At 42.3% G+C, this 25,695-nt stretch carries 22 protein-coding genes; 5 read left to right on the forward strand and 17 right to left on the reverse strand.

Going from position 1 to position 25,695, the window contains the following annotated elements:
- Nucleotides 1-104: 104 nt before the first annotated feature.
- From hypD to LJD61_RS06820, 6 genes are all read right to left on the reverse strand, one after another.
- Nucleotides 105-2,465, reverse strand: coding sequence for a trans-4-hydroxy-L-proline dehydratase (hypD, locus tag LJD61_RS06795; RefSeq protein WP_255226774.1), 2,361 nt, complete (start codon nt 2,463-2,465; stop codon nt 105-107).
- 5 nt (nt 2,466-2,470) lie between these two features.
- Nucleotides 2,471-3,370, reverse strand: coding sequence for a glycyl-radical enzyme activating protein (locus LJD61_RS06800; protein ID WP_255226775.1), 900 nt, complete (start codon nt 3,368-3,370; stop codon nt 2,471-2,473).
- A 297-nt stretch (nt 3,371-3,667) separates the two neighbouring features.
- Nucleotides 3,668-5,083 (reverse strand): sigma-54 interaction domain-containing protein, encoded by a 1,416-nt coding sequence (locus LJD61_RS06805; protein ID WP_255226776.1) that lies wholly within the window; start codon nt 5,081-5,083, stop codon nt 3,668-3,670.
- Between the two features lie 144 nt (nt 5,084-5,227).
- Nucleotides 5,228-5,971: an SIMPL domain-containing protein gene (locus LJD61_RS06810; protein ID WP_255226777.1), complete on the reverse strand. Its 744-nt coding sequence runs from the start codon at nt 5,969-5,971 to the stop codon at nt 5,228-5,230.
- A gap of 133 nt (nt 5,972-6,104) precedes the next feature.
- Complete coding sequence (locus tag LJD61_RS06815) at nt 6,105-6,362, reverse strand: hypothetical protein (protein WP_255226778.1); 258 nt, start codon at nt 6,360-6,362, stop codon at nt 6,105-6,107.
- A gap of 76 nt (nt 6,363-6,438) precedes the next feature.
- On the reverse strand, nt 6,439-7,749 hold the full coding sequence (locus tag LJD61_RS06820; RefSeq protein WP_255226779.1) for a histidine--tRNA ligase: 1,311 nt from the start codon (nt 7,747-7,749) through the stop codon (nt 6,439-6,441).
- 493 nt (nt 7,750-8,242) lie between these two features.
- Between LJD61_RS06820 and LJD61_RS06825 the strand changes: the two genes are divergently transcribed.
- Nucleotides 8,243-8,806, forward strand: coding sequence for a DJ-1/PfpI family protein (locus tag LJD61_RS06825; protein WP_255226780.1), 564 nt, complete (start codon nt 8,243-8,245; stop codon nt 8,804-8,806).
- Between the two features lie 182 nt (nt 8,807-8,988).
- Here the strand turns inward: LJD61_RS06825 and LJD61_RS06830 are convergent, their stop codons facing one another.
- From LJD61_RS06830 to LJD61_RS06850, 5 genes are all read right to left on the reverse strand, one after another.
- Nucleotides 8,989-10,290 carry a glycosyltransferase family 2 protein gene (locus LJD61_RS06830; RefSeq protein ID WP_255226781.1) on the reverse strand — a complete coding sequence of 434 codons (1,302 nt, stop codon included), beginning with the start codon at nt 10,288-10,290 and terminating at the stop codon, nt 8,989-8,991.
- 157 nt (nt 10,291-10,447) lie between these two features.
- Nucleotides 10,448-10,954 (reverse strand): gamma carbonic anhydrase family protein, encoded by a 507-nt coding sequence (locus LJD61_RS06835; RefSeq protein ID WP_255226782.1) that lies wholly within the window; start codon nt 10,952-10,954, stop codon nt 10,448-10,450.
- 114 nt (nt 10,955-11,068) lie between these two features.
- Nucleotides 11,069-11,830, reverse strand: a complete 762-nt coding sequence (locus LJD61_RS06840) for an acyl-CoA dehydratase activase (RefSeq protein ID WP_255226783.1) — start codon at nt 11,828-11,830, stop codon at nt 11,069-11,071.
- 26 nt (nt 11,831-11,856) lie between these two features.
- Nucleotides 11,857-12,108 (reverse strand): DUF3343 domain-containing protein, encoded by a 252-nt coding sequence (locus LJD61_RS06845; protein WP_255226784.1) that lies wholly within the window; start codon nt 12,106-12,108, stop codon nt 11,857-11,859.
- Between the two features lie 3 nt (nt 12,109-12,111).
- A complete protein-coding gene (locus LJD61_RS06850) occupies nt 12,112-13,383 on the reverse strand; it encodes a double-cubane-cluster-containing anaerobic reductase (protein WP_255226785.1) in 1,272 nt (423 codons plus the stop codon).
- Between the two features lie 292 nt (nt 13,384-13,675).
- Between LJD61_RS06850 and LJD61_RS06855 the strand changes: the two genes are divergently transcribed.
- From LJD61_RS06855 to LJD61_RS06870, 4 genes are all read left to right on the forward strand, one after another.
- The gene (locus tag LJD61_RS06855) at nt 13,676-15,679 is read left to right on the forward strand and encodes a methyl-accepting chemotaxis protein (protein WP_255226786.1); all 2,004 of its coding nucleotides are present in this window, start codon (nt 13,676-13,678) and stop codon (nt 15,677-15,679) included.
- Between the two features lie 174 nt (nt 15,680-15,853).
- Nucleotides 15,854-16,222, forward strand: coding sequence for a DUF2500 domain-containing protein (locus LJD61_RS06860; protein WP_255226787.1), 369 nt, complete (start codon nt 15,854-15,856; stop codon nt 16,220-16,222).
- Between the two features lie 124 nt (nt 16,223-16,346).
- Nucleotides 16,347-17,033, forward strand: coding sequence for a response regulator transcription factor (locus LJD61_RS06865; RefSeq protein ID WP_255226788.1), 687 nt, complete (start codon nt 16,347-16,349; stop codon nt 17,031-17,033).
- Complete coding sequence (locus LJD61_RS06870; protein WP_255226789.1) at nt 17,011-18,609, forward strand: sensor histidine kinase; 1,599 nt, start codon at nt 17,011-17,013, stop codon at nt 18,607-18,609. Before LJD61_RS06865 ends, LJD61_RS06870 begins: the two co-directional genes overlap by 23 nt.
- Before the next feature lie 42 nt (nt 18,610-18,651).
- On the opposite strand, the gene LJD61_RS06875 is transcribed toward LJD61_RS06870, so the two are convergent.
- The 6 genes from LJD61_RS06875 to LJD61_RS06900 all read right to left on the reverse strand — a co-directional run bounded on the left by LJD61_RS06875 (nt 18,652) and on the right by LJD61_RS06900 (nt 25,407).
- Entirely contained in the window at nt 18,652-20,127 is a 1,476-nt protein-coding gene (locus LJD61_RS06875; protein ID WP_255226790.1) for a methyl-accepting chemotaxis protein, read from the reverse strand.
- Nucleotides 20,128-20,220: 93 nt separating this feature from the next.
- The gene (locus tag LJD61_RS06880; RefSeq protein ID WP_255226791.1) at nt 20,221-21,057 is read right to left on the reverse strand and encodes a YjjW family glycine radical enzyme activase; all 837 of its coding nucleotides are present in this window, start codon (nt 21,055-21,057) and stop codon (nt 20,221-20,223) included.
- The gene (locus LJD61_RS06885; protein WP_255226792.1) at nt 21,050-22,543 is read right to left on the reverse strand and encodes a YjjI family glycine radical enzyme; all 1,494 of its coding nucleotides are present in this window, start codon (nt 22,541-22,543) and stop codon (nt 21,050-21,052) included. The genes LJD61_RS06880 and LJD61_RS06885 overlap by 8 nt, the downstream gene beginning before the upstream one ends.
- A 128-nt stretch (nt 22,544-22,671) precedes the next feature.
- Entirely contained in the window at nt 22,672-22,869 is a 198-nt protein-coding gene (gene thiS, locus LJD61_RS06890; protein ID WP_255226793.1) for a sulfur carrier protein ThiS, read from the reverse strand.
- Between the two features lie 12 nt (nt 22,870-22,881).
- Nucleotides 22,882-25,005 carry an aldehyde ferredoxin oxidoreductase family protein gene (locus tag LJD61_RS06895; RefSeq protein ID WP_255226794.1) on the reverse strand — a complete coding sequence of 708 codons (2,124 nt, stop codon included), beginning with the start codon at nt 25,003-25,005 and terminating at the stop codon, nt 22,882-22,884.
- Nucleotides 25,006-25,023: 18 nt separating this feature from the next.
- Nucleotides 25,024-25,407 (reverse strand): 4Fe-4S dicluster domain-containing protein, encoded by a 384-nt coding sequence (locus tag LJD61_RS06900; protein ID WP_255226795.1) that lies wholly within the window; start codon nt 25,405-25,407, stop codon nt 25,024-25,026.
- Nucleotides 25,408-25,695 lie beyond the last annotated feature (288 nt).

Here is a 25,695-nt window from a genome sequence, read left to right on the forward strand (position 1 = left end):
CTGGAGAATCTTTTTATTGCAATACCTTAAAGATTCTTCGCTGTGCTCAGAATGATAAAATTGGATTTTTGCAACAGCCCCTTTTAAGCTTTGTTTGATCATTTTTAGAAGCCTTTATGCTCCGTTCTTTCTATTATCTCGTTCTGCAAAGCTTCTCCCAAGTCATTGAAATAATCGCTGTAGCCTGCGATACGGACTATCAGGTCCTTATAGTTTTCCGGGTTTTTCTGAGCGTCCCTCAGAGTCTTGGCATCTACAACATTGAACTGTATGTGATGGCCGTCCATCCTGAAGTATGCCCTGACGAGTTGGGCCCATTTGTCCAGGCTTTCCTCGCTGCCGACTACACTCGGGGAGAATTTTTGGTTGAGCAGAGTACCTCCCGTTCTCAAATGGTCCATCTTTCCGGCGGACTTGATAACACCCGTGGGTCCAAGCCTGTCTGTGCCTTGAACCGGCGAAATGCCCTCGGATTGAGGCATGCCTGCCTTTCTGCCGTCAGGAGTTGCCCCTGTGACTTCTCCAAAGTAAACATGGCAGGTCGTAGGAAGCATATCTATCCTATAGCTGCCGCCGCAAACTGTGGGTCTGCCGTTTACTTCGTCATAATAGGCATTGAAAACTTCCTTCATTATATCATCAGCATAGTCGTCATCATTGCCGTACTTCGGCGTTCTGTTGAGGAATAGCTGGCGTATTTCTTCCCTGCCTTCAAAGTTTTTGTCCAAAACATCCAGCATTTCGGCCATAGCAAGCCTCTTGTCATCAAACACATGCTTTTTTATAGAGGATAAGCTGTCCGTTATGGTTCCTATGCCCACACCCTGCAGGTATCTGGTATTGTACCTGGCGCCGCCTGCATTGTAATTTTTAGCTTTCTTTATGCAATCATCGGTTATTATAGATAAGAAGGGGCAGGGCATATTGTCGATGTAGAGCTTTTCCATGACATTGTTGCCCCTGATCTTTATTTCTATGAAATGGTGAAGCTGCTTTTTAAAGGCTTCAAACAATTCATCATAGGATTTAAAGCTTCTCGGATCGCCTGTCTCTATGCCGATCTTCTTGCCTGTCCTTGGGTCCAAGCCGTTATGCAGTGTTATTTCCATTACCTTTACCAGGTTGAAATATCCCGTGAGGATGTACGCCTCTTTGCCGAAGGCCCCTGTCTCGACACAGCCGCTTGTGCCGCCACATCTTGCATCCTCAATGGTCTTTCCCGCTCTCAGCATTTCCTCTATTACGGAATCCGCATTGAAGATCGAAGGCTGGCCAAAGCCGGTTTCTAATATTTTCAAGACCCTCTTCAAGAATTTATCCGGATTCTTCTTGCTGAGCTGAATGTTGGAGCTGGGCTGCAACAGCCTCATCTCCTGTATGACATCAAGGATCATATAGGTCACATCATTTACTCCGTCCGATCCGTCGGCAGTGAGGCCGCCGTTGTTTATATTTGCAAAATCGGTGTAGGTCCCGCTTTCCTTCAATGTAACCCCAACCTTGGGCGGAGCGGGCTGATTATTAAACTTTATCCAGAACAATTGAAGCAGCTCTCTTGCCTTCTCATCTGTAAGAGTCCCTTCCTCGATGCCTTTTCTGTAGAAAGGATAAAGGTGCTGATCCAGCCTGCCAGGTGAAAATGCATCCCATGTATTGAGTTCAGTGATTACGCTGAGATGAACAAACCAATACATCTGAAGGGCTTCCCAGAAATTCTCCGGCGCATTGGCAGGCACATTTGTACAAACCTCCGCAATCTGCAGCAGCTCTTTTTTTCTGTTTTCATCCTTTTCTGCTGCTGCCAGCTCAAGAGCCTTATCTGCATGTCTTTTGCCAAAGGTTATTATCGCATCGCAGCAGATGGCCATGGCCTTCAGTTCTTCATGCTTTGAAAAGGCTTCGGGATCATTTAGAAAATCAAGCTCAGCGATTTCCTCTTCTATATCCTTTTTGAAGTACAGAAATCCTTTTTGATACATTTTCCCGTCGGCTACCGTGTGCCCCGGAGATCTTTGCTCCATAAACTCGGTAAAGATTCCGGCACTATAGCATTCCTTCCACTCTTCGGTCATATTGTTCAGCAGAAGATCTCTCATGGCCCTGCCTTCCCAGTATGGAATTATTTCTTCCCTTTGAACCTTTTTAGACTCTTCCGAAACCTTAAAAAACACCTTCTCCCTTTTATCCATTACTTCAAAATCAGCTATAGTGTGACAGCAAAGCTCCGGATAAGTGGGAGTGGCCTTAGGTGCCGGACCTCTCTCTCCTACTATGAGCTCATCATCGTTTATGCATATGGTCTTATTTTCGCACAGCTCCTTGAAGACCAAGGCCCTAAGGACAGGAATGGAAACCTTCCCTTGATATTTCTTATATGCATTTGTAACGATTCGGGCTCTTTCGATGGATATAGCCGGTATTGCGTCAAGGCTTTTCTGTCTTAAATCTCTGACTCTTTCATTCATAAACTCTAACCCCCAATTTTTATTTTGAATCCGAATATTTTTAGCCTCTGAGCTATCTCATCCATCCTGTCATCGGACGGAGTCTTTATATCAGCAAGGCTGTATTCTTCGCCCAGCCTTTTATACTTTTCTATAGATATATTATGATAGGGCAGAAGATTTATCTGTTCAATTCCGTTTATAGAGGAAAGGTACTTACCTGTCTCCTCCAAATTGGCATCATCATTGATTCCGGGGATTATAGGAATCCTTATAAAAATGCGCTTTCCCAGCTGGGTCAATTCTTTCAGATTATCAAGTATCAGTTCATTTGACACCCCTGTATATTTTTTATGCTTGTCATCGTCCATCATCTTCAAATCATATAAAAAAAGATCTATGAATCCACTGAGCTCTGCAAGGATATCTTTTCTTACAAAGCCGCAGGTATCAACCGCTGTGTGTATACCCTTTTTCTTACAGCTTTTAAGCATTTCCAAAAGAAATTCATGCTGCATAAAAGGCTCGCCGCCGGAGAAAGTGACTCCGCCGCCGGATTCCTCGTAGAATATGTTGTCCTTCTCTACTTCCTTCATCACTTCTACCGAGGTCATAGCTTTGCCGGCCATTCCCACGGCACCCGCATAGCAAACCTCTGCACAGCTGCCGCAGCCGATACATTTTTTAATATCGACTCTCATCCTTTTATCTTCTATTACTATGGCGCCTGCAGTGCAAACCTCTGCACATTTGCCGCAGCCTATGCATCTGTCGGGAAACCTTACTGCCTGCCGATCAACCTGTTGGCTCTCCGGGTTATGACACCAGCGGCATGTCAAGGGACAGCCCTTCATGAAAACAGTTGTCCTTATTCCCGGGCCGTCATGTATAGAATATTTCATTATATTGAATATACAACCTTCCACGCTATCACCTCATCTAAATTTCGTTGCAAATCATGTGCCAATCTTAACATCTTGCGGGAATAGGATGGTTCAGTTATTTCAACACTGAACTAAGCCGCCCTAAGACCCCCGCCTCCATAGGCGGCGGGCATCAAAGGGCGGCTAAGTCCAGCATGGACTCGACTAACATTCAGCGGGAGTTGAATCCCCCACTGAATGAAGTCTCGTTCAATATTTAGAAAAGTATAAAAAAGCACTTGAGTCCCATTTATGGTACTTCAGGTGCCTTTTTTACATTTTTTCGTACGGTTTATGATACTATTCCCTTTCCTCGCCCCGGCTTTTAATGCCCAGCCTCTTAAGCTTGCCATGGAGAGTCTGCTTTGGTATTTTAAGCATTCTGGCTGCTTTTGCGCGATTGCCGCCCGCTTCATCTATGGCGGAGATGATCACCGATTTTTCATACTCTCCTACGGCGTCCTTCAGCCCCAGGCCCTTAGGTATCTCCGGACTTTCTTTACCTTTAAACGCCGAAGTCTGCCTCAATATGCTGTAGTATTGCAGGTCCGGGAGACCTATATAATCTCCGTCGGTAAAGTTCATAGCGCTCTCTATCGTATTTTCCAGTTCTCTCACATTGCCTGGCCAATCACCATTGAAAAACCTATCCAGGACTTCCCCGGTCACGCCTTTTATATCCTTATTCATTTTTCTATTAAAAACATCAATAAAATAGTTCGTAAGTATGGGTATATCCTCTTTCCGTTCTCTGAGAGAAGGGACATAGAGGTATATCACATTGAGCCTGTAGAACAGATCCTTCCTGATTATATTTTGCTCCAGCATCATATTGGGGTCCATGTTGGAAGCGGCGATTATGCGCACATTCACCTTTTTGGTATCTGAGCCTCCGATCCTCCTTATGACTCCATCCTGAATGACTCTCAGGAGCTTTGATTGCAGCTCAAGATTCATAGAATTTATTTCATCCAAAAAGAGAGTACCCCCGTCTGCCAGTTCAAACAGTCCCGGTCTATCCTTCGCTCCCGTGAAGCTTCCCTGAGCAGTCCCGAACAATATGCTCTCCAGAAGGTTTTCCGGCAAAGCCGCACAGTTTTGGGCGATAAAAGGCTTGCCGCGCCTGCTGCTGAGATTATGCATGGCCTGAACGATGAGCTCCTTGCCCGTACCTGTTTCCCCATATACAAATACCGGAGAATTGCTGTTTGCCACCTTTTTTGCTTTGTTTTTCAACTCCAGCAATGCAGCACTCTCTCCAACGATGTCGGAAATGGTGTATTGAGTGCCGTTGAGTGCCTTATGTCCATCACCTTTTGTGTAAAGCTCATTTTGGAGCATGAGAACCTTTTCCGATAACTCCCTTACAGTTGTCAGGTCCTTAAATATTTCAAAGGCTCCTACAAGCTCCCTATCCTCAAATACCGGTATGGTAGTGCTCAAGATAGAGACACTCTTGCCTTTATAATTGACATAGTTTTGCACCTGATCTATGACAGGCTTGCCTGTTGTCATAGCCTTATAGAAGGTACTGCTGTCCTTGTCCAAGTGAGGGAATACCTCAAATAGGCTTTTTCCTACTGCATCTTCATGATCAAAACCTGTTATCTCAGTTGAGGCTGGTTTATAAAAGGTAATGGCAAGGTCTGCGTCCAGCACTATTATGCCTTCCTCCAGCCTATCCAATATGAGCTGCTTAATCTTGTTTTGATCCATTATGAAGCCCCCCTTTGTGATGCTATTGTTAGTTTTTCGCTTTTCTATTAAAAATATATCATAAGTACTATAGTTTATTCAATGTTATCAGTGTTCAAAATAATCACCCTGCTTATCTGCAGAGTGATAAGTAAAACCTTATTATTACTCTATTTCAAAATTGCATGTTACTACTGCTGTAATCTCTTTATCTATGGTCGAAGTATCATTGATCCCATAGTCCGAAACATCGGTAGAATACAAAGGAGTGATCTGAAAAACTCCCACCTTGGCCGAACGCAATGTCCCTATTTTGCTGCCGGTGCCATCGGCGATTTGCACTGCCCTGTTTTTTGCATCGGCTGTGGCTTGCCCCAGCATATCCACCTTCAAATCAGCGATTTTGGTATAGTAATATTCAGGAGGATAGGATTGAAATTCTACCCCTTCATTGATCAGATCAGTAGCTTCTCTGGATATTGCAGTTATCTTCTCTACATCATTGGATGAAACTTCCACCCGCTGCTCCAGCCTGTAACTTGCGATTTCATTGCTGTACATACCGTTTGGCAATACCACGTAATAAGGATTGGTAGATATGGATGATATGATTATATCACTTTCCTCTATCCCCTTGCTCACCAGATGCTTCTTTACCTTTTCCAGATCCAGCTTCAGCTTGGCATAGGCATCAGCAGTCCGGGCCGACTGAGCCGAAAAGCTTCCACGCCATACAACCAGGTCCGATTTTATCTGTTTCTTTGCCGAGCCGGTAACAGTTATGGTTTTATCTCCGGTCTTCATCTTTATGATACCATTTGTTACGATTGTTGAGGATAGGATTATCCCCAATGCCAAAATTACTGCTATTAATGACCAGACCAGATTGTTTTTGTTTTCTCCGTTCATAATGATACACCCCCTAAATTATAGATATTATGATTGTTATCGGTAATATATGACTTAGACTTCAAGGATTTGGATAAAGTTCCCGTGTTTTAACCATAAAGAGCTAAAAAGAAAAACCGACACAAGGTATCGGTTATACTGGTCTGCGCATCAATGTCCTTATGGAAATTTCGTGCTCTCCAAGCAGTTGATAAATAGATTTATTGCCCTCTATCATATCGTCCAATTTAGCGTTAACTTCTGTCCTAAACCCTATCAGACTGGCAGTATGATTTTTTATTCCTGCTACTTCTTTTTTGAGATCTGCTACTTCAGTTTTTATGTCTTTTACCTCGGACTCAATTTTGCCAAGCTTTTCTACCACAAATTTTTGGAATTCTTCGTTTGTCATTTTTTCAACTCCTTTTTGTAGTATTTTTCTCATTTAAAGTATAGCATACATTTTCTGGTTTATCTACAGGGCTAAACTACAGCTTGAGATCCGTCTTCATCTTCAAATACTCTATAAGCTCTCCCAGCGGAATATCCTGTTCCTCGGCCTTCATCATATCCTTCAGCTTCACAGTCTGTGACTTCAGCTCCTCTTCTCCCATTATGATGACATAGGGAATTTTTTCTTTGTTCGCATAGTCAAGGCTCTTCTTCAGCTTTCTGCCGGTCATTTCTATATCAACATAGAAACCATTGCGCCTGAGCTCTTGGGCCAGCTTCATCGACTCCACCTCTGTACCCATGGGGATTATATAGAATTCTACAGGTGATCTGAAGCCATCTTTATTTTGTATGGACAATGCAGTATAAATCACATCAAGACCGAAGGATATGCCTACTGCAGGATATTCTATTCCGTTATCCAAAAAGCCTCCGATGATGCGGTCATATCTTCCCCCTCCTCCAATGCTGGAGGTAATACTGCCGTCGCAAAGGAATATTTCATAAACTGTACCCGTATATATATCAAGTCCTCTTGCCAGAAAAGGATTGAGCCTTGCTTTGGATCCAATACCCATAGCATTTAGATAAGCCCCCAGTTCTTCCAATTCCTTTACCCCTTCTGCAATCATGGGATTGCTGCAATTGTTTCTGAAATACTCCAGGGGCTCATCCTTTGCTGATTTCAAAATTGAAAGCAAACTGCAGATAGTCTCATTTTCTATGCCCTTTTCCATAAGCTCCTGCCGGACCCCGTCCTCTTTTACCTTTTCTATCTTATCCAGAGATAAGATAATTTCATTTATGCTTTCTTCCTTTACATCGGCACTGGTGATAATGCCGGATAAAAGCTTCCGGTTATTATACGACACATAGGCATCAAGCTCCAGCTTCTCAAATACCTCCGCAGTCATGGCCATGAATTCGGCTTCTGCAATGACCGACTTTACTCCTACCATGTCCACGTCGCACTGGATGAATTCACGGTTTCTCCCTGTTTTCACCGGGCCGTCTCTGAATACCTTGCCTATTTCATACCTTTTAAAGGGAAGTCTCAGGTTCGGATTCATGCCTACTACTTTTGCAAAAGGAACGGTCAGGTCATATCTTAGAGCGATATCGCGCTCTCCCTGATCCTTCAGCCTATAGACCTCTTTTAAAATCTCTGAACCTCCTGCATACTTTGAGGCCATCACATCATAGTAATTGAGAATAGGGGTCTCAAGTGGCAGATATCCATATCTCTCAAAGGTATCTTCCAATGTTTTTCTAATCTTGTTTCTGATATATTGCTCTTCCGGCAAATAGTCTTTCGTACCCTTCAAATTGCGAAGTTTTAATTCCATTATAAGCTCCTCCTTAAAGATTATCTTAGCCAATTTTTTACTGGGGAACCCTGCCATTCATAAAGTTGAGCCCTACATTACCACTGTTTTAGAAGCTATACTTTCTTGCCTGTTAAAAAAATAAAGAGCTATGCAGATTTTATACCTGCACGGCTCTTTATGATATCAACACCATCGCAGGCACAAGCACAATCAGTGCTTGCACCTACGGATTATTTCCTAGCTGCAAGCACGCTTCCTATGATGATGGATATGATTATTCAGTTTTGAAACAATAGGGCAAATCATAGCGGGCTTCTCCTTTATCGCTTTTAATAGATAATACCATTGCGGTACCAAAACTTCAAGATAATATTCAGCCATATAATAGTTGAGAACTCTTTAGGTATACTGCTCTTTTATGATGGTGTCAATGTTATTGTTGACATATATGGCAATTATAGGTTTAAATATTAGTAGGGTTATTATTTTATATAAAATGGGGGTTGATTATGTGAATGTATGTATTTTTTACTATGACGGTTTTTGTGAATTTGAGGTGGTGCTTTTGGGGCTTATTTTTAGAGAGAAAAATGTCTTTACTGCTGCCTTAGAGAATAAAGTATATATAAGTGAAGAAAAGCAGAAGTTTCTGCCGGACAAAACTGTAGGTGAGCTTAACCCCGATGAAATAGATTTGTTCGTGGTTCCGGGCGGAAATCCTTCCTATCTTTTTGATAATACGGTGCTAAGAGACTTTATCACTACTCTTAATTCCAAAAATAAACATATTGGAGCCATATGCGGAGGGCCGTCTCTTTTGGCCAGTTATGGCATTCTAGATAATAAAAGATGTACAGGTGATTCATCTGGAATTAGGGAAGATGAGGATTATATCGAACTCTTCCAAAAGGCCCATGTGTTGAATGAAGACGTAGTAATTGACGGCAATATAATCACATCGACGGGTCAAGCCTTTGTGGAGTTTGCTGTAGAGCTTGGCAAGCTCATGAATATCTACACAAGCGATGAAGAAGCGCAAAACGACTATAGATGGATTAAGAATATTAAAGATTAACGACTTATCCTTGTGAGGAGAGTTTTAAACCCCATCATAAATCGAGTTGGATAACTTCAAGCATATTATCAGGGATCTGCGAAACTCAAAAAAGCTCCGGGCTGCTCAAGGATATATGCTCCAGTAGGAAAAGAATATATAATATGGCTTGGAACAAAGAATAGGGGAGGGTATTTTACTTTCTATTTCCAAACCCGATCCAGTTTCAAGAATTCCTGGAAATAGCCTAACATTGACATGGGGCTCATAAGCATTTGATAAAACAGGACATAAAAAATAAATCCCAGTTTATTTTTGCGTATTCTTAAATTCAAAGACCTAAATACGCCTTTTTGATAGCTATACAAAACATAGTTCTGGACCAAACAAAGGGGAAGGACAAAAAGAGTATAGGGGCCTACAATCCAGTACTTGCCGAAAAGAGCAAATATAAGCCCCGGTATCCAGCAAAAGGTATAGATGAAATCCAGATATGGCATGATCAAATTTATGCCGGTCATATATCGCACATACCCCATAGGCTGCTTCCATGGCTTCACTAAACTTAAGGCCTCTATCATTCCCCGAGCCCAACGGCTTCTTTGTCTGAACAAATGTTTCATACTGGCAGGTACCTCTGTAAAAGCCACGGCAAGAGGTTCAAAATAGACCATACAGTTATTTTTTAGAAAGTTCCATGTAAGGACTATATCCTCTCCGATTGCATCAGGCCAGCCTCCCGCTTCCTTTATCACCCTTGTTTTGTACAGGGAGAAGGCTCCCTGAGCCACAAGAGTTCCCTGATATAGCCCCTGCAGCCTCTTGATGCTGGCTATGCCAAGAAAATAGTCCCATTCCTGTATCCTTGCGACAAAATTTTCCCGGCTGTTTTTTGCCAGAACAGCACCTGCAACAGCGCATACTTGCTCCGGAGCGGATTTCATTCTTGCAACCAAGTTTTTTATGGCAGATTTATGGAGCAAAGTGTCTGCGTCCAAGGTTGCCAAATAATCCGTAGCCACATGATTTAATGCATTATTCAATGCGTTGTTCTTGCCCGGCTTCGGCTCATGCAGAACTTGTACGGGAAGCTCCAGCTGCGCCGCTGCTTCCATAGCCTTTTCAGCAGTCCTATCCGTGGAATCATTATCCACGACTATGGTATTTATTTCACCTCTATAATCCTGTCCCTTGATATACCTGAGGGTATCAGCGATATTTTTCTCCTCATTGCGGCAGGCGATTATTAAGGTTATCGGATCATCGGGATCGGAGATCTTAAAGGGAGGCTGCCGGTCCAAAAGCAAGCTGACCACCATGAAAGCATTTATATATCCCGGCAGATAGCCTATGCCTGCAATTATGATCACAGCAACAGGGAGTGAAACTATTCTGCCCAGATCTGAGACCCAGGGCAAAGACAGCATTATTGAAAAAATAGTCCATGCAGCTGCAGCTGCATGTCCAATCCAGAACTTCATTTTTACAGCGATGTATTTTTTCATATAATCTCCTAAAATAACTGCAATAATTTAACAATAATAATTATTATTAAATATCGTCTATCGCATGTTTATTTTATCATTATGCTGCAATGAGGTAAAGGAGAATATAATGAAATTTGTCGGTTTCTGTCATGTAAGTATTTACTCTAATGCCTTTTTATTTCTTTTTATGCTTATTTGATAATTCTACATAGTGCTGCGCCGTTGCTCTCAGCGATAACACCTCTTCCTCCGCAAGTTCTCTTGTTATTTTTCCCGGAGAGCCTATGACCATTACATTTGAAGGTATCTTCTTGCCGGGAGGTATTACGGAGCCGGCAGCTATGATCGCATTGTCCCCTATCTCAGCGCCATCCAATATTATGGCGCCCATGCCTATCAATACATTATTTCCGATGGTGCAGGCATGGACAATGGCGCCATGTCCTACAGTCACGCCATCGCCGATTATCGTAGGGCAATAGCGGTTGATATGAATGGTGCAGTTATCCTGTATGTTTGTATCTTCTCCTATTGAAATAAAGTTATCATCACCGCGTATCACGGTTCCATACCATATGCTTGCATTCTTTTTCAGCTTTACATTCCCGATAACAGCGGCATTATCCGCTACGAAACAGCTGGAGTGAATTTCCGGCATATTGCCTTGATATTCAATGATCATCTTCCGACCTCCCGTGTAATCTTCTTCTGCATACATTAAAGCGTGCAGCTTGATTATATCATAACAAATAAGAGGGTAGTACCGTAAGTACTATCCTCTTAAGGCAATTGCCGGTTATGCCCTATAACCGATCAATGCAGCTCCGATAGCTCCTGCATATTGGGAGTCCGCATGGGAATAGATTCTGCAATTCATTTTTTTCTGAAGTATGGTCCTGATCTGGTCATTCTTCGAAACTCCGCCGGTGAAAAGCACCAAATCCCTTATTTTTATCCTGTTGGCTATATGTGCAATTTTATTGGATATGGAGTGAAGTATGCCGGAGGCTATGGAAGCTTTGGAAGCCCCCGACGCCAAAAGGCTTATAACCTCGCTTTCCGCAAATACGGCACACATGCTGTTTATGTCCCTAGGCGCCGATTGAGCTGCCAGATCCTCAAGCTCATCTACTTCTGCCTCAAGTATATGGGACATCACCTGAAGAAACCGTCCTGTGCCTGCGGCACATTTGTCGTTCATTATGAAATCCAATACATTGCCCTTCTCATCTATGGATATAGCCTTGCTGTCCTGGCCGCCCACATCTATTATTGTCCTGGCCTGCGGGTTCAGGTATATGGCGCCTCTGGCATGGCAGGTTATCTCGGTCACCCTCTTTGTTGCAAAGGGTATGGATACTCTGCCGTAACCGGTGCCGATTATTGCAGCCACATCGCGTTCCTGCCCTCCGCTTTTGTCCAGCACCTTCCTGTACAGCTCTTCTCCGGCTTCTCTCAGATTCCACCCTGTAGGCCGCATGAGCATATACATGTTTTTCCCGTCATAGGCAGCAGCTTTTGCACATACAGACCCAATATCAATCCCTATAGTTATCATGTTTTTCTCCTCGGAAGCATCCAAAGCTAAATAAATCTAATCTCTATATTTTTTCTCTCGATAGAGTGAAATCCCAGTATATTTATACCGTATCTGCCAACGATTTCTTTGATGGCTTCCTCATCTTCATGGTCATATTTTATTGCTATGCCGCAGCATTTGCTGAGCTGCCTGGGAGTAGGAGTTATGGTGTATTTTATATTGTTCTCCTTCAGCCTTTTTTCCAGCAGCAGGCCATCAGTATGAGTATTGAACAGTATATAATAATCCAGCTCCACGATTTACCCTATCATTTCAAGGAAGGCTTCCACTCTTGTTTGAATCTGCCCGACATCATCGTTGCTGTAATCGCTTTCAATAAAGAGCACAGGTATGCCAGCGGCTTTTAGGGCCTTCTCTACGTTAGCATACTCAATATTGTAGGTATGGCAGAACTGCAAGCTGTTATATATTACACCATCTGCTTTGAATTCCTTTGCCAATCTGATGATATCATCTTCTCTTCCTTTGTTCGGCGTAAAGCAGGCGCAATTGATCTTGAGATATCTATCTGCCAGAGCATTGATCATTTCATCCATTGTTGCAGCACTCTCATCTACAAGATTTTCAAAATACCTTGTGCCTGTGCAGGTCTCTTCAGCAACAACTATGGCACCGCTGGTCTCAAGTATATGATGTATTTTCCAGTTTGGAACAGCCATGGGAGTTCCGCTTATCAATATTCTCTTGTCATCTTTTTTGCTTACCGATACTTCATTTTTTATTCTTTCTTCCAGCTCTTCGCATAGCTTATTGGTCATTTCTATAAAACGTTCAGGATTGTCATAAAAAGCAATCTGAGATATGAGCAGTGCGTCTTTGCCGCTGATCGGCACATTTAATGCCTTCCTGGCAGAGTATAGCCTCTGCAGGGCCAGTCTTTTTCTATTGCAAAGCTTAATGGCCTCGGCAAGCTTTTCTTCTGTTATTTCATTGCCTGTAAGCTTTTCTAATTTTGCCTTGAGGTCGTATATTTCTTCCGACCACTTCTTGTAGTCTTTGTCTCTCTTCATCTGAGGAAGATCCATTACATAGGTATCCACATAATCATCAAGCACTTCCCAGGCTTTCTTTTTTGCATCGCAAGTCGTTTCTCCAACTATCATGTCGCAGGATTGGAAATATGGGCAGGTACCGCCTACTTTGGCTCCTGTAAAAGCCTTTACCAACGGACATATATTTCTCGGCAGAACCTTCTCGCCATCTTCTATCCAGAACTGGGAGCCTGCACAAAGTCCGACACCGATTGCACCGGCTGCAAGGATCATCTCATCAGGAACAAACACGCAAAAAGTGCCTACTACCTTGCCGCCCTGCTTTTTGTGATCGTCCAGCTCTTTGATCCTCAGTCCGTGGACTTCCGATACTACAAAATTATAGTAGTTCATACCTTCGGGTCTGTTTTCCTGGCTTAGATAAACTCCGCCATATAACTGTGGAAGGACCTCGCACAACACATCATGCTTTTCCAAGTCCATTCCGAGTCTTCCCCATAATTCTCTATAATCTGCCATTTTCTATACCCCCATGATATTACTTCACTAATATAATATCATGTCCGCATTTTATTCATGATTGTTTATTTCTATTCCGGATTTGCATTGCATTGATAATGTCTATAGAAACAGCAGATATTCAGGTCAGCATCCATATCAATTAGACAATCTTCGACAATAAAACTGTTATATTGACATGTAATGCTGGATAATATATAATTTCATAGATATACTTGTACTTCTTGCCAAAATAACTACCATCTATAACCATAAATGATAATGAAAAGCTAAAAATAATGGAGGAGATCGCGTGAAATTAAGCCTATCGAGACGAATTGCCCTGATAACAGCTTGCCTGATGCTTATAGTATCATTAGGTATAGGTTACACTGCCATAAAGCTTAGCTCTGATGCCATATCGGAGCATACAAAGGATGCCCTGTCCATGTCTGCCGAAGATGGTGTAAAGGTTATTGAAGAAATTATTTCTAAGGATTTAAGCATTTTACAAGAGGTAGCTAATCGTGCAAGAACTCAAACCATGGATTGGCAAATCCAGCGCGAATCTTTGGCACAGGATGTTTCAAGATTGGGCTATTTAGATATAGGTATAGTGACTCCTGACGGCATAGCCCATTATGTAACAAGCGGAGATACGGCGGATCTCGGAGACAGAAGCTATATCAAAAAAGCTTTTCAAGGAGAAGCAAATATTTCAGACGTGATTATAAGCAGAGTCACCAATCAAGCTGTCATAATGCTGGCAGCACCCATCAAAGTGAATGATAGTGTTGCAGGCGTTCTTATCGCGAGAAAGGACAGTTCATCATTAAATGAAATAACCGATCAAATGGGCTTCGGTGAAAATGGATATGCCTTTATTCTAGGTAAAGACGGCACTCTGTACACTCATGAGAGCAAGGATCTTGTAATGGAGCAGAGGAATATAATGTCTGATATAGAAACCGGCGGTGATATGAAAGCCGTTGGATCAGCACTTAAAGAGTTAGGTCTTGGCAATAAAGGCATTGCAGTTTATGAGTTTTTAGGGGAAAAAAGGTATATGGGTGTAGAGCCTATCCCTAGCACCGGCTGGATTCTAGCTATAGGAACCTATGAAAGCGAAGTCCTTGGCAGACTGAATAATTTAAAGACAGCAATATTTACCGGTGCAATCATATTTATCGGATTAGGCATAGCTTTTTCCTTCATCATTGGCAGTTCTATATCAAAACCCATTGTAGAATATTCAAAGATAATAGAAAGATTGTCAAATTATGATCTGAAATTTGATGAGAAAAGCAAAGCATTAAAATACTTGAGAAGAAAAGATGAAATAGGCGCTATCGGGAATTCTCTGGCTGCCATGCAGAGTAATCTTATAGATTTAATCAAGCAAATATCTGATGTATCACAGCATGTTGCTTCATCTTCGGAAGAATTGACTGCCACCAGCCAGCAGTCCTCTACGGCTGCAGATGAGGTTGCCAGAGCTATAGAGGATATAGCAAAAGGTGCCAATGACCAGGCAAAGGATACGGAAAGCGGAGCCATCAGCATTGAAGAATTGGGCAGTCTGATAGAAAGAAACAAACAGGATGTAAGCAATTTGAAAGCTGCCGCAGATAAGATAAAGGGATTAAAAGATGAGGGCCTGGAGATCATAGAGGACCTTGTCAGCAAAACGAGCTCCAGCAATGAAGCTGCAAAAGAAATATACCAGATAATTTCAAATACCAATAATAGTGCTGAAAAAATAAAAAGCGCCAGCGGGATGATCAAAAACATAGCGGAGCAGACTAATCTGCTGGCTCTCAATGCTGCCATCGAGGCAGCCAGAGCCGGAGAAGCCGGCAGGGGTTTTTCTGTTGTAGCCCAGGAAATAAGAAAGCTGGCGGAAGAATCCAATAAGTTTACGGAAGAAATCACCGCAATAATTGAGGAGCTATCTGAAAAAATAGGAAATGCCGTCAAAACCATGAAAGAAGTCGGCATGATAGTACAATCTCAAGCCAAAAGTGTAGACCTCACCAATACTAAATTTGAAGGAATTGCTAATTCAATTGAAGATATGGAGCTATTGATCGCTGCTGTCAATCAGTCGGAACAATTGATGGAGGTTAAAAAAGATGAGGTCATCAGTATAATCCAAAACCTATCAGCCATATCCGAAGAAAATGCAGCAGGTACGGAGGAAGCGTCTGCATCGGTCGAAGAGCAGACCGCATCCATAGCCGAGATAGCACATGCCAGTGAGTCTTTGGCTCAGCTGGCCAATGAAATGCAGGAGAGCATTATAAGGTTTAGCTATTAGAAGATATATAAAAATAGGCAAGCTTTAAAAATCGGATTCTTTTGAATCCGATTTTTTAATATAAATTATAGAGGGTTTTTCAGCTATATATAGAAATAATATTGAACGAGACTTCATTCAGTGTTAATTGATCTGAATAAACATTTTATACATTATTACAGGAGGAAGTTCATTATGTTTTTTTCACCGCTTGAAAATTTTATGTTCGATGCAATACCCATAATTGTGATAGTGTTTTTTATTATCATAACCGGCGCAATACTATTCTCTGTTGGGGGTGCCGTTAAAGAGCATTTCAGGAATAATTCCATGGAAGAAATTACTATCCCGGCAAGGATTATGACCAAGAGGACCCATGTATGGGGAGGGAGCGGAAACTCCAGCGCTCACACAAGCTATTATATGACCTTTGAGGATGAGATGGGAGAACGGACTGAGTTTTCTGTAAGCGAAAGCTTCTTCAGCATGCATGCTGAAGGGGACACAGGGATGCTGACACATCAGGGCACCAGGTTCATACATTTTGAGAGGGACAGATTCTAAAGCGGCTTTACAGCCGCTATTTTTATTTAAGAAATTCTTAAGAATTATAGTAGTAGAATCTTAGAAAGTCTGTGTTATCATAACTATTAGAGATATCTCAGAGAAATCAGGGGTGAATACATATATGTATAATATTCTTATCGTGGAAGATGAAAAGGAAATAGCGGCCGCTATAGAGGTCTACCTGAAAAACCAGAACTATAATGTGTTTAAAGCCTATAATGGCATAGAAGCACTGGAAATATTCGAAAGGCAGGAAATACATCTGATCCTTATGGATATCATGATGCCGGGAATGGACGGCATACAAGCCACGGTGAAAATCAGAGAGAGCAGCAACGTGCCTGTAATATTTCTCTCTGCAAAGTCTGAAGACATGGATAAAATACTGGGACTCAATATCGGTGCCGACGATTACATCACAAAGCCCTTTAATCCGCTGGAACTGCTGGCAAGGGTCAATTCATGCCTCCGGCGATATACCAGTTACTCAAACGCTTCGGCAGTCCCGGATCATGTGATAAAAATAGGCGGCATAGAGCTCAATGATGCAAGCAAAGAAGTCTTTGCAGATGGAGAACCCATCAAAATTACTCCCCTCGAGTATAAGATCCTTCATCTGCTTATGAGAAATCCAAACCGGGTATTTTCTATAGAAGAGATATATGAAAAGGTATGGAATGAGCCGGCTTACAACCCTGATACGGTGACAGTCCATATACGAAGGATTCGGGAAAAAATCGAAATCAACCCGAAAGAGCCGAAATATTTGAAGGTGGTGTGGGGTATTGGATATAAATTTGAAAAATGAAGATATAAAAAGAAACTTATTAACGTCCTCAACATTGGGCATATTCTTGATGATGCTGATTTTAACGGTTATCTCGGTATTCATATATGAACCCTTGAAAAACTATATATTGCCAAGTTTTGTCAGTATTCCTTCCTTTGATAGATTAGAATCCTGTATTGTATTGATTCTTGCAATAGGAGGTATAAGCATCCTTTTGTTGATCATAATAGCTTTTTCTATACCATATTCTTCTCAAAGCAAAGCAAGTATTGTAAAGCTTTTTAATAATATGTATTTGGAATTTAAACTATTAACTTGGATTATATTCTTCATACCATTCTTTTTAGGCATAAATGTGATTGGATATAATCAAAATTATATCACGGGCTTTAACTTTGTAGAAATAATTAATGAGGCAAATTGGTATTTCTACCTCATCGGAATACCCGTAACTTTTGTATTATACAATTTGATCTACTTGAGCATATGCCATATAAAGCACATCTATCATAAGGGCTTTGTTAACGGCTTTATAAAAAACAGCATATTTGGGAAAATCTTTTTCTATATTATAGACAGCATTAAGAAAATTGCAAATGGAATTCTGGAGTTTGATACGACTGACGATTCTCATAAAAAGCTGCTTGGACTATTGGGAATCAACCTGATAGCCTTAGGGCTTATTTCTCTCACTTTTCCCTTTGGAATTATTTTAGCTTTGGTCTATACAGGGGTATTGTTCAGCTATATCGCAAAGATAGTGGATAAGGCAAGGGTCCTGAACGAAGCCAGCAGCCGGCTGGCTAAGGGCAATTTTGACGCTGTTCTCCCTGAAGATATGGGGATACTCAGCCCCTATGCCAGAAATCTGAATAATATCAAAGATGGCTTCAAGGTAGCCGTAGAGAAAGAGGTGAAAAGCCAGAATATGAAGGCTGAGCTTATTTCCAATGTTTCTCACGACCTTAAAACACCTCTTACCTCCATCATAACCTACGTGGATTTGCTGAAAAACGAAGATACAAATGAAGAGAGCAGAAAAGAATATATAGATATACTGGATAAAAAATCCAAGAGATTGAAGGTCTTGATAGATGATTTGTTTGAGGCGAGCAAGGCAAGCAGCGGCAACATTGAGATGCATCCGGAAAAGCTGGATGTTGTAGCCCTCCTGAGGCAAACTCTAGGGGAGCTGGAAGAAAAGATAAGCGAAAGCAGCCTGCAGATGAAAGTAAGCCTGCCGGAAAACAAAGTGATCTGCGAGCTTGACGGCAGGAGGACCTATAGGATATTCGACAATGTGGTAAGCAATATACTCAAATATGCAATGCCTAACACCCGGGTTTATATCGATACGGAAGAAAATGAAAAGGATATCAGCTTTATTTTCAAGAACATATCTTCCTATGAGATGAATTTCGATGCTTCCGAGATAACGGAGCGCTTTACCAGAGGAGATAAATCGAGGAATACCGAAGGCTCTGGCTTGGGCCTTGCGATAACCAAAAGTCTGGTTGAGCTCCAGGGAGGCAGCCTGCATATAAATATTGACGGCGATTTGTTCAAGCTTATCGTCACTTTTCCCAAAGCATAAAAAACCGGGATAACTGATTCTTTAAGTCAGTTATCCCTTCTCTTAGCTTTCCTTTAATATATGTACTCCTTTTTTATCAAGAGCTTCTATCAAGCCCAATACCTTTTCAAGCTTATTCAAAACATTCTTTGAAAGCTCTTCAGCCTCTGCAAAATATTGATTTGCCTTTGTGCTGTCTTCTTCTTTCACCGCTTCAATGACCTTATGCCCTAAAGCATGCAGCTCGGAATGAACGCTGTCGATGGACTCCCAATCCTTCTTTATTTCAGGATGGTTGACTTTTATGGAGTGGTAAAAATGTCCGAAAGCGCATTTTGATCCGTTGACCTGCAGAGGATAGGCCTTCATCTCATCGACAGCCTGCCTCAGCACCTTCATCCAATTTTTATGGGCGTCCCTTGCCTGGTTGATGTTCTTGATCAGTTCTTCGTTGTTTATGGCATTTATACTGCCTTGCAATGCGTGGATCATGTTCTTGACAACACCGGACAGGGAATCGTCTATCTGCGAGATCTGCTTTGCAAATTCTGCGCTGCTGGCTGCGTCATCTGCTATGGACTTTGTCATGCCGCTTAGCCTTTCCGCATCTGCGCTTGAAGCCTCCATAGCTTGATTTATCTCATTGGTTGCAACTTTTATCCCATCCATGGATTTATTGATCTCCATAACATTGTCAATGGTTGTTTTCAGCATATCAACATTTTTGCCTATTGTTTCCGTTACTTCATCCAGCTTCTTGCTCATTTCAACGGTAGACTTTAAAGTATTGTCCATGCTCTTTTTCCCATCCTGGGCAGCCTGGTGTATATTCATAACAAACGAATTCATGCCTTCTAAGCTTTTTTTGGTATCATCAGCCAGCTTCCTTATTTCCTGGGCTACCACGGCGAAGCCCCTTCCGTGCTCTCCGGCCCTTGCCGCTTCTATGGAAGCGTTCAAGGCCAGAAGATTGGTCTGATCCGCTATGGCTTTTACGCTGTTTACTATGTAATTCACATTATTGGCCATTTCAACAAGCTGATGTATCTGCTCATTCATAATATTGGCATCGTCCATCACATTATCTTTGAGAGAATTTATTTCAGATATCTGCGACAGTGACGAATTGTTTCTGGACATCAAGGTTTGGGATGCTTCAGCCAAATTTTCCAGTGTATTTGAAGTATCACTTACTGTCTCATTTACCTCGCTCATGCTGGCCGTGGTTTCCTCCACGATAGCCAGATTTGATTCACTGAGCAAAGCCATCTCATGAGCAAAATCCATTAAACCGTATGATATATGGGACATATTGACATCGAAATTGCTCAGCGAGGCTGCTATGGATAATATTTCTTTAGCCGCTTGGCCCATTTGCTTTTCATTGTTGAACAATTTTTCAAAGGAGTTCAGCATTCTGCCGTGTACATGATATTCAGCACAGGGCTTCTCCTCTTGCTTTCCTTCCATTCTGTTTTCTACATATCCCAGTATGCATATCGCTTCATCGCAAGGTCTTTTATATTTTTTGTTGAACATAGTATGCCCCCCTGTTTTATATTGCCGTATAAGCTTGTACATACAAAGAATAGCATATTGCTATCCTTTGCTCAAGGAATAATAATCCAAAAATCATACTGTCACTATCTCTTTGCAGCCGTTATGCTTTGCAATGCTGCTCAACCTTTTCATAAACTCATCTGTGGGAACGCTGCTCTTTATCATATGGGTGCGTACTCCTACAGGCCTATATTTTATAAGCTTATATCTGATATGAGGATTGAGGGCCGCCAGCCTTTTGCTTATTAGATCCACATTCCTTTCATTGTCCAGAATATCAGGCACTATCACGGTCCTTATCTCATAAAGCTTGTCTATTGATGCAAGATACTCCATATTTTTAAACACAATCTCATTTTCCTGGCCCGTCAGCATTTTATGCTCTTCCTTGTCATAGGATTTTACATCCAGCATCACCATATCTATGGCTTTTATCAGCCTGTCATTTCCGTAAAAGGGCACAGAGCCGTTGCTGTCTATGAAGGATGTAAGCCCCAGCTTTTTGACCTCTTCACAAAGCTCTATTACAAAATCCGCCTGGAGCATGCATTCCCCGCCGGATATCGTTATGCCCGATATGAAAGGCTTAAAAGCGGATATGGCCTCCGGCACTTCCTTGACGCTCATCATCTTTGCCTTTGGCGAGCTGCAATTCTTGCAGGCCCTAAGACAGCTGTCGCACTCCTTGCAGGCTGCTTTGTCCCAGTAAATTGCACCGTCTTTCATTGCAAGGCACTTGGCCGGGCAATTGTCAATGCATAGTCCGCAATTGCTGCAAACATTTATTGTCTCCGGGTTGTGGCAATACAAGCAGTTGAAATTGCATCCCTGCAAAAATATGGCGGTCCTGTTTCCGGGACCGTCGACTGAACTGAAGGGCAAAATTTTATTTACAAGGCCTTTAACCATTTTTTCTCTCTTTTCTTTCCAGCACATGCTGATTTTTTACTGCGCCAAGCCCTAATACGGCAGCACCGTTTAATACCTGCTCCCCTCTTTCCAGCTTCTCCATATCGGACCTCTTCACCAGATAGCCTGTAATCCTTACCACATCGCTGTCAGAGGTATAGAAGGAAATATATCTCATGCCAACATTCATGGCACCCTTTAGAATATCCAGCACATATTTGGTATTGTTCTTTACGGTGCTGTCAAATCTGAATATATCGCCTATGCCGGATGGGAAAAATTTGTGAAAAAGTGACGAATGCATTATATGATCGAATATTTCCGGTTCTTCCCCTATGGGTATTCGGCATCCCGGGCTTATGCTCATATCTGTATCGATTCCTACCTGGGCATGGAGAAGGAATTTGCCGCCTGAGAACCTGCAGTATGGGTTATGATGCTTGTTCACTTCTTCCTCCAGCCTGGATATTATTCTTACCCCCAGATCATTGGCTTCCTTTGAGTATCCGTACCTGTCCTTTTTCTCCTTTGCCCCCAAAAGCTGGTTCACAGCTTCGGCAAGTCCTACCATCCCAAACATGGCAGTAAACCTGTCATTCTCTATGAGCCCTTCCTTTACAAGGAAGCTGCTCTGGAAGTAACCGCTTTCTTCCGCCAGGAACCTTATCCTTTCATCCATATATGAAGCCATTTTGCTTACCGCATCGGGCAGGAGATTATTTATGAAATCCTCTGCATCTTTGGCCTTTGGACCAAGCTTGGCCATGTTCATCCTCACCAAAGTATAGCTGCCTCCGCCTATAGGCAAGCCGTTATAGCAGCTGGCTATGGCATAGTCCTCACCAAACTCTCCTACAAACATGCCGTGATTTGCAAAGCTCGGTTTGGCTGTTGAGAGGGTTGTGCTTATAGCATCCAGTGCGAATTCGTCAGAGGTCTTGCCGCTGTATTTTAAAGTGATATTGGGTATGGATGCATTCAGCTCCCTGGATGCTTTCAATATGAGCCTGCCTGCTTTTGTGTCCTCCGGACCTATATCGGCGTGGCAGAAGGAGTCGGTAATAGTCCTGTCTATATGAAGCAGAAAGAGCTTGATGGCCTGATATGCTTCATCCTCATCCTTTATGAATCTCTCCAGTAGGGTATCGATATTTCCCAGATAAACGGGGAAAGAGGTGATGGAAGGCACATTTTTGTATAGGATCAGCAAGCTGTTTACAGCCTCCCAAATGTTTTGCGGCGGCTCCAGGCCCAAGAATTTGCTTCCTTTTTTTAAGAAGACCTCATAATCCGGAACAATATACCTCGGCCTGTAGGGAGCATTTCCTTCGAATAAGTCGCATATGACGCCTTCCTGCCTGTAACGCTCAGTCTCATTATCGATATTTAATACTTTTATGCTGTTCTCTGCAGCTTTTGCAAGAGTCAAAACCTTCTGCTGATAGGTCAAAGATGTATCCTTGATTATATTTTTGATATCGTCCATAATCCATAACTCCTTTGAAACTACTCTTGTACGGCATTATACTTACTCCATGCCGCTATGCCTATATTATAATGCATTTTCCCCATATGATAAAGCACATAATTCCTAAGAGATAACAATTATTTTCTTCATCCTCCTGCCATCAGGTGGATGCACTGTACATCATCGCCGTCATGGATGACTGTTGTATCAAAATTTTCATCCCGGACGAATTGACCGTTAATCTTTATCATGATTCTGGGATAGGCATATTTCTTGAGCTCTAAAAGCTTTCTCACCGTCATGCCCTCTTCCCAGGGAAACTCTTTTCCATTAACCCTTATCATAAAATCACCCTTTTATAAATGTTTTTGTACTACTTCCAGCAGTTCCGGCAGATCCATACCGATTGCCTTCAGCTTCTCGGGAGTAGGCACTCCGTCCATTGTCCAGCCTCTTCTCTGATAAACTGCGTCTGTCAGCTTCTCATACTGATCTTCTCTGTATTTCCTGAGAGCCGCCATCTTTTCCTGAGCGGTCTTTCCTTCCGGTTCAAAGCCCACTATTTCCTTGAGCTGCTTATCATATCTCTCCTGCCGGGACAGATATTCTTCTTCCGTAACAGGCCCCATGGATCGATAAGGGGTCTTATCATGGATTCTCTTGCCATAGCCCATTCTGATGTTGAATATCCTTTGGAAATTGTAAACTCTCTCGGATTGAACTATAAGCTCATGCTTATCGATATTCTTTCCTGTAACTCCATTGAATATATCCACATAGTTTTGCACATGCTTCGGTATCTTTGCCGGCTCATCGGTATATTTATTGTCGGCGGGTGCAATATCGTTCCAGGGAAGCTTGCAAAGACCATTAAGTCCAAACCAGGTCCTAAACATTGGAAAGTAGTGAAGAGCCTCTGCCTTATCTTCAAAGGTTGGTATTTGGTTGTTTACCATATCCATAAATATGAGCCAGGCTTCGTCATGCTGAGGGCCTTTATTGGTGAGGCCATATCCGCCTTGCTGAGCCAGGGATTCCTTGCTCAGATATTCGGAGTATTCCAGGCCTTTCTGCTCCATGCCTATATCCTGGAGAAAAGCCGGGTCTGCGCCGTATTCCTCTGCAAATATCTGCTTCATCCTTCTTATGCCTAAGCCTGCAATCTTGCCGAAGCCTTCGCCCCTGGACATCTGATGCATCAGCTCCAGTGCCGCTTCCTTATTGCCGAAGTAAAGCTCCAGGCCCCCGGTTCTCTCTTTGTTTAAAATGCCGTTTCCATAACATTCCATCACAAAGGCTGTGAGGGTCCCGTAGGATATTGTGTCAATACCGTAGGTGTCGCAATAGAAGTTGAGCTCCAATACTCCGTCTCTGTCAAATACGCCGATATTCGAGCCAAGACCGGCGGCGTTTTCGTATTCGGGTCCGTCTACTATAACCTTTTGTCCTTTGTAGGGTCCTGTCTCAGGTATAAAATCATCGGCAGCCTTGGCGCAAGACATGCTGCAGCCATACCAGCAGCCATCGGGCATTCCTTGAGTCACCCTGGCAATGAATTTATCCGAAGCTATTTTATAGGTATCTTTATGGCTTCCGAATTTATAGTTGTGAGTCGGTAGCAGATCATATTTATCCATTACTTCTATAATATTGGCCGTTCCTATTTTTCTCATGTTGTTCTGCTTTTCGTCCAGATAGCACATTTCTTTGTGGAACTTTATCCCTGTTCTGTTCAGCTTGCTTTGGTCGGCAGGATTATTAAGATTTCCCTTTGTGCCCTGGAACTTAACCGCCACTGCTTTTATTTTCTTATCCCTAAACACCGTGCCTATGCCGCCTCTTCCCGCCTGCTTGAGCCTTGTGCCTTTTCGCCTCACATCATAGAAGCTGAAGTTTAAGAGCCCTATCAAAGTATGTTCTGCAGCGCTTCCTGTGGATACTACGGAGACATTCCTCTTGTCCTCCTCATTTTCTGCAAATCTTTCCGTTAATATTTCAGAAAGTATGTGACTGTCTTTTTCTTCTATATCGCTTTCCATTATTTGAACCATGCCTTTGTTTCCATCTATGAATATTATTACATCCTTGTCTGCCTTTCCCTGAAGCTCAAGGGCATCAAAGCCGGAAAACTTAAGGTACGGCCCGAAGTAGCCTCCGACGTTGCTGTCCATGGGCATGCCGGTCAAGGGAGACAGGGTCACTACCAAAGATTTTCCTGCACCAGCGTATTGAGTTATACCCGCTACAGGTCCATGAGCTATGACTATTTCATTTTCCGGATCGTTCCATTTGGTTTCAGGGGTCACGGCATTCCAAAGATGCCAGAGTCCAAAGCCCTTGCCTCCGATAAATTTATCCTTCATTAACTGGGTCACTTCTTTTTCCTTTATGCTGTTATCGCCTAGGTTTATATATAAGGATCTGTTATTATAGCCTCTTTCGATTTTCCCTAATTCATACCTGTATTCCTTTAAGATCATCCCTTTTCACCTCCCGTGTTATTCTTCGCTTAGATAAATGGCACCTGTGGGGCAAACCTTGACACATTGGCCGCAGGATACACATTTAAATGGCTCTATATAATCGTCATGCATAAACATCGCAAGCTCAAGGCAGAAGCCTACGCACATAAAACAGCCTACGCATTTCTTCTTATCTATCCTCACTATTCCGTTTTTGTCTCTTTTTATAGCCTCTACCGGGCATATGTCTATACATCCCCCGCATTGAGTGCAAGTGATAATTTCAGGCTTTGAATCGATTTGGTTGATTCTAAGACAAGCTTTTTCCGGATTTTCTTCTTTGAAGTAAAGCTTTGAACATGTATTCTCGCAGGCATGACATGCTATACAAGCTTCCGGTTTTTTTCTTAGTACCTTCATCATTACACCTCCAAATATTGGCTTCATATTTAATTATAGCAGAGAACGGAGACCACTGAAAGACACGGAATCAACACTGAAAAACACTGAAAGGAAATTTAAATTATGCCTAAGTATGAATCCGTATTAAAAAATACAATAGTAATGTTCCTGTATGCGTTAGCCTGTCATTCTGAACGCTAGTGAAGAATCTTAGGTATTCCTTTGTGGTCTAAGATCCTTCGGGCGAGCCCTCAGGATGACATAATTGTGCACATAATTACATACCCCTCAGTGTTAATCCTCGGA

The organism is Lutispora saccharofermentans (genome assembly GCF_024363565.1).
In the GTDB taxonomy this organism is placed as follows: Bacteria; Bacillota; Clostridia; order Lutisporales; family Lutisporaceae; genus Lutispora; species Lutispora saccharofermentans.

Excerpts from the sequence above, each read along its gene's own strand:
- LJD61_RS06900 (WP_255226795.1), bottom strand. The coding sequence starts at position 25,407 with ATGAAGGTACTAAGAAAAAAACCGGAAGCTTGTATAGCATGTCATGCC.
- LJD61_RS06820 (WP_255226779.1), bottom strand. The coding sequence starts at position 7,749 with ATGGAATTAAAACTTCGCAATTTGAAGGGTACGAAAGACTATTTGCCG.
- LJD61_RS06895 (WP_255226794.1), bottom strand. The coding sequence starts at position 25,005 with ATGATCTTAAAGGAATACAGGTATGAATTAGGGAAAATCGAAAGAGGC.
- LJD61_RS06875 (WP_255226790.1), bottom strand. The coding sequence starts at position 20,127 with ATGTTCAACAAAAAATATAAAAGACCTTGCGATGAAGCGATATGCATA.
- hypD (WP_255226774.1), bottom strand. The coding sequence starts at position 2,465 with ATGAATGAAAGAGTCAGAGATTTAAGACAGAAAAGCCTTGACGCAATA.
- thiS (WP_255226793.1), bottom strand. The coding sequence starts at position 22,869 with ATGATAAGGGTTAATGGAAAAGAGTTTCCCTGGGAAGAGGGCATGACG.
- LJD61_RS06810 (WP_255226777.1), bottom strand. The coding sequence starts at position 5,971 with ATGAACGGAGAAAACAAAAACAATCTGGTCTGGTCATTAATAGCAGTA.
- LJD61_RS06835 (WP_255226782.1), bottom strand. The coding sequence starts at position 10,954 with ATGATCATTGAATATCAAGGCAATATGCCGGAAATTCACTCCAGCTGT.
- LJD61_RS06865 (WP_255226788.1), top strand. The coding sequence starts at position 16,347 with ATGTATAATATTCTTATCGTGGAAGATGAAAAGGAAATAGCGGCCGCT.
- LJD61_RS06885 (WP_255226792.1), bottom strand. The coding sequence starts at position 22,543 with ATGGACGATATCAAAAATATAATCAAGGATACATCTTTGACCTATCAG.
- LJD61_RS06860 (WP_255226787.1), top strand. The coding sequence starts at position 15,854 with ATGTTTTTTTCACCGCTTGAAAATTTTATGTTCGATGCAATACCCATA.
- LJD61_RS06805 (WP_255226776.1), bottom strand. The coding sequence starts at position 5,083 with ATGGATCAAAACAAGATTAAGCAGCTCATATTGGATAGGCTGGAGGAA.
- LJD61_RS06830 (WP_255226781.1), bottom strand. The coding sequence starts at position 10,290 with ATGAAAAAATACATCGCTGTAAAAATGAAGTTCTGGATTGGACATGCA.
- LJD61_RS06850 (WP_255226785.1), bottom strand. The coding sequence starts at position 13,383 with ATGGCAGATTATAGAGAATTATGGGGAAGACTCGGAATGGACTTGGAA.
- LJD61_RS06880 (WP_255226791.1), bottom strand. The coding sequence starts at position 21,057 with ATGGTTAAAGGCCTTGTAAATAAAATTTTGCCCTTCAGTTCAGTCGAC.
- LJD61_RS06840 (WP_255226783.1), bottom strand. The coding sequence starts at position 11,830 with ATGATAACTATAGGGATTGATATTGGGTCTGTATGTGCAAAAGCTGCT.
- LJD61_RS06815 (WP_255226778.1), bottom strand. The coding sequence starts at position 6,362 with ATGACAAACGAAGAATTCCAAAAATTTGTGGTAGAAAAGCTTGGCAAA.